Raw genomic sequence first — 3,306 nt, forward strand, 5'->3', positions numbered from 1 at the left:
GCTCTTCTTGAGAAGATAGCACCCTCTGGCTTCACAAAACAAATTATGTCCATCAAAAGTTTGTAAGGTTAAATTAGAACCCTAAATTTGTAAGACTAAATTAGACTGTTTTTGAAAAAGGGGTCTAATTTACTTTTACAATTAACTAAATGCAAAAATTTGGAGACTGTGAAATAGTTTGTGTATGAATATCTTCCAGGTTGAGGTAAAATATAAATAACTTAACTAGGAGGATTTTATTATGGAAAGAAAAAGACTATAAAAGAAAAATGTTAAGTTAATCAAAGCAATACTAGAATCTTATCGGCTAGAAACAACTCAAGATATTCAAGATGCTTTGAATGATTTAAAGGGCTACCAAATAAATTTTTAATTTTTACTAAATCTAATCAATTTAATCTTAATTTTAAAATAGTTTTAAATTTAGTCAAATTCCCTAATTTGGAATGATGAAGCACAAACTATTTAGCACTACCTCAATAGATTTAGAAAAATAATCACTACTTAATTGTTTTCCATAGATTAATTGACACTATCATTTTCTATAAAATCGTAGTTTATGAGAATGTCTTTTTGTAAAATAATAATCCTTATTACCTCCCTGTATTTTTGATACTTACATATATCACTCTAAATACAAGGAATTTCAAGGGTTATATCATAATTAATTAAAATTAAAAAGCAGGCTAGTAAAGCCTACCTTCCGATTAAATATATTTTCTGTCCTTATAGCTCCAATTTTTCAAAAATTCATCTTCTTCAACCATTGACTCAAATGGTGGTAATGTAAAATCAATAATTATATTAACTACATCAGCAAAATCAAGTTTATATTTTAATATTTTTTTACAGAAAATATCCCACCTGTTTTGAATTTGACTATCTTTAATAAGTCTTGCAATAACGGCAACAGAGTCCTTTTCATATGGTGTGCCTCGATTAGATAATGTTTCATATATTGCTTCTTTAATTTCCTTACCCACAAAATCGAATGTTGTTGCTAAATAATATATATCATAAAAATCCTTCATGCGCCCTGTGGCTTCCATTAAAGATATAATCGCATCTAATTTCTCTGCTACTGTAGATTCTAAAGAATAAGTTAATACCTCAGGCTTTTCAAACTCTGGAAGTATTACTGGCAGAGTTCTTTCAACTGGAGAAGGTACAACAATATCTCCAACTCCAAAGTCTATACTAAAAGGTGTCTTTGTCCGTCCAATAATACCAGTAAGGTTTACTCTGATGCCATGATACTCTTTAACCTCACTAATTTCCTCTAAACCTCTAATTTTAAACTCTACAAAATCATTATTGCTAGGTAAAAAAATAATTTCTTCAACAAGCTTTTTTATAGCATCTAAATCATTTGAATAATTCTTTAAAAGATAATCTGCATCAACTGTTGGTCTTGTACTAAATCCACTAATTGAATATAATAAAAATCCACCTTTAAGAATAAGATTCTCTTTATAATTACTCCCTGAAAGTCTTCGAAGAAATTCTTCTTGGCAAAATAAATTTAGTAGTTGTTGTAATGGGATGTTTTGTTCTTTCGATTTGTTTTTTAGTCTTGCTAAAATCGATGCTTCAATATTTCCCATTACAACCACACTCCTATATATGTCTGTACTTTATTTTTAATGTTAAAAACTTTAGCATATTCAAACAAGTTCCTCACATTTTTCTTTGGATCTCTTATATAGCGTTTTATGGCATTAGTAAATACTTCTCTCTCCAACTTATTCTCATAACGGAGTACATCACATATAGTACGATCCCGATTAAATATTCTCACCTCAACCTCTTCTACTTTAATTACATCCAAACCGATTTCTAGTAGTTTTGGTTCGATATAAAAAACTTCTATTGATGGATAATCAATTTTATACTGACTTTTTTCACTATCTCTATCAACAGCTATTTGCCACGCTTGAGGTATTCTATCTGTATATCCATAATGCATCAGTGCACTTTCAAGAAAGATTACTGCATCTGGAAATAACCTTGCTATTACAGCTTCTTGCGGATATATATTATCAGATATTTCATAATAGCCACGTTTAATTCTAGTAATATCTCCACTCTCTACAAGTTTCTTTATTTGCCGACTTGAAAGCCCCAATGCATTAAGTTCTGATGTTCTTAGTACTCCACCGTGATTTTTAAATTCTTCATAAATAACACTTTTTTCAATCATAATTGCACTCCATTGTCCGCATTACGATTAGCAATGCGGGTATTTTGGTGCAATTATATCATTTAATTATTTGATTTTCAAGAATTTTAAACAAAAATAATCCTAACTCCCATGTTTTGTATTTTAGTTTCTAGTAAATCTCACAAACCATTTATACGATATTTTTTTTCTCCATCTCTAATTAAAAACTTAAACTTCTTTATAGGATTCTATATGGTCAACAGCTGTCGCTGTTTTAACTTCTTAAGACTGCAAGTACTAAGCATAGAAAACACTGCTCGTCCATGTGCATTATTTAGCATTATGGTGAGCAGTGTTTTATATAGCATATATTTATTTTGTTGGCGGAGAAGGTGGGATTCGAACCCACGTGCCCGTTAAGGCAACCTGATTTCGAGTCAGGCTCGTTATGACCACTTCGATACTTCTCCCTATTATTTTTTATTTTTTCGCAAATCTTTAAAAAAATCAACTAGTAATTTCCTACATTCGTCTTCTAATATGCCTTTGGTTACTTCTATTTTGTGATTTAGCTTTGGGTGAGATGTCAAATCTTCAACCGAGCCACAAAATCCTCTTTTTTCATCCATTGTACCTATTACCAGTCTATCAATCCTTGCATTTACTAAAGCTCCTGCACACATTGCACAAGGTTCTAATGTAACATACATAGTGCAATTAATTAATCTCCATCCACCTAAAACCTGTGAGGCCTTTTTTATAGCTATTATTTCTGCATGATGAGTTGGGTCTTTTGTGATTTCTTTCATGTTATAGCCCTCTGCTATTATTTTTCCATCATGCACAATAACAGCACCTACAGGTACATCGCAGGTGCTTAATTTTGCAAGTTCAATAGCTTTCTTCATGAAAAGTTCATCCATTATATCACCTATGGTGCACCCGAGAGGAATTGAACCCCTGCACATGCCTTAGGAGGGCACCGCTCTATCCTACTGAGCTACGGGTGCTTGCTACCATAATATTCTACATTAAATTGAGATCTTTGTCAATTACTTATAATCTTCTGATAGTGTCAATTAATTGTTGGAAAACAACTAATAATAATTTTCTAAATAATATTTAGAATAATAGCTCCATAATCA

At 31.2% G+C, this 3,306-nt stretch carries 3 protein-coding genes and 2 tRNA genes; all 5 read right to left on the minus strand.

All coding sequences use genetic code 11. From position 1 onward, the window contains the following. Window positions 1-707: 707 nt before the first annotated feature. Window positions 708-1,604 (minus strand): nucleotidyl transferase AbiEii/AbiGii toxin family protein, encoded by an 897-nt coding sequence (locus E4100_RS09190; protein ID WP_135271751.1) that lies wholly within the window; start codon window positions 1,602-1,604, stop codon window positions 708-710. Further along, window positions 1,604-2,200, minus strand: coding sequence for a type IV toxin-antitoxin system AbiEi family antitoxin domain-containing protein (locus E4100_RS09195; protein ID WP_135271752.1), 597 nt, complete (start codon window positions 2,198-2,200; stop codon window positions 1,604-1,606). Before E4100_RS09195 ends, E4100_RS09190 begins: the two co-directional genes overlap by 1 nt. Window positions 2,201-2,542: 342 nt before the next feature. Beyond that, window positions 2,543-2,631: transfer RNA gene (locus tag E4100_RS09200), tRNA-Ser, on the minus strand. 3 nt (window positions 2,632-2,634) lie between these two features. Beyond that, window positions 2,635-3,084, minus strand: coding sequence for a tRNA adenosine(34) deaminase TadA (gene tadA, locus E4100_RS09205; protein ID WP_135271753.1), 450 nt, complete (start codon window positions 3,082-3,084; stop codon window positions 2,635-2,637). A gap of 11 nt (window positions 3,085-3,095) precedes the next feature. Continuing rightward, window positions 3,096-3,171, minus strand: a tRNA-Arg gene (locus E4100_RS09210). Between the last annotated feature and the right edge of the window lie 135 nt (window positions 3,172-3,306).

The sequence above is a fragment of the Soehngenia longivitae genome (assembly GCF_004684055.1).
GTDB classification, from domain to species: domain Bacteria; phylum Bacillota; class Clostridia; order Tissierellales; family Tissierellaceae; genus Soehngenia; species Soehngenia longivitae.

Excerpts from the sequence above, each read along its gene's own strand:
- tadA (WP_135271753.1), bottom strand. The coding sequence starts at position 3,084 with ATGGATGAACTTTTCATGAAGAAAGCTATTGAACTTGCAAAATTAAGC.
- E4100_RS09195 (WP_135271752.1), bottom strand. The coding sequence starts at position 2,200 with ATGATTGAAAAAAGTGTTATTTATGAAGAATTTAAAAATCACGGTGGA.
- E4100_RS09190 (WP_135271751.1), bottom strand. The coding sequence starts at position 1,604 with ATGGGAAATATTGAAGCATCGATTTTAGCAAGACTAAAAAACAAATCG.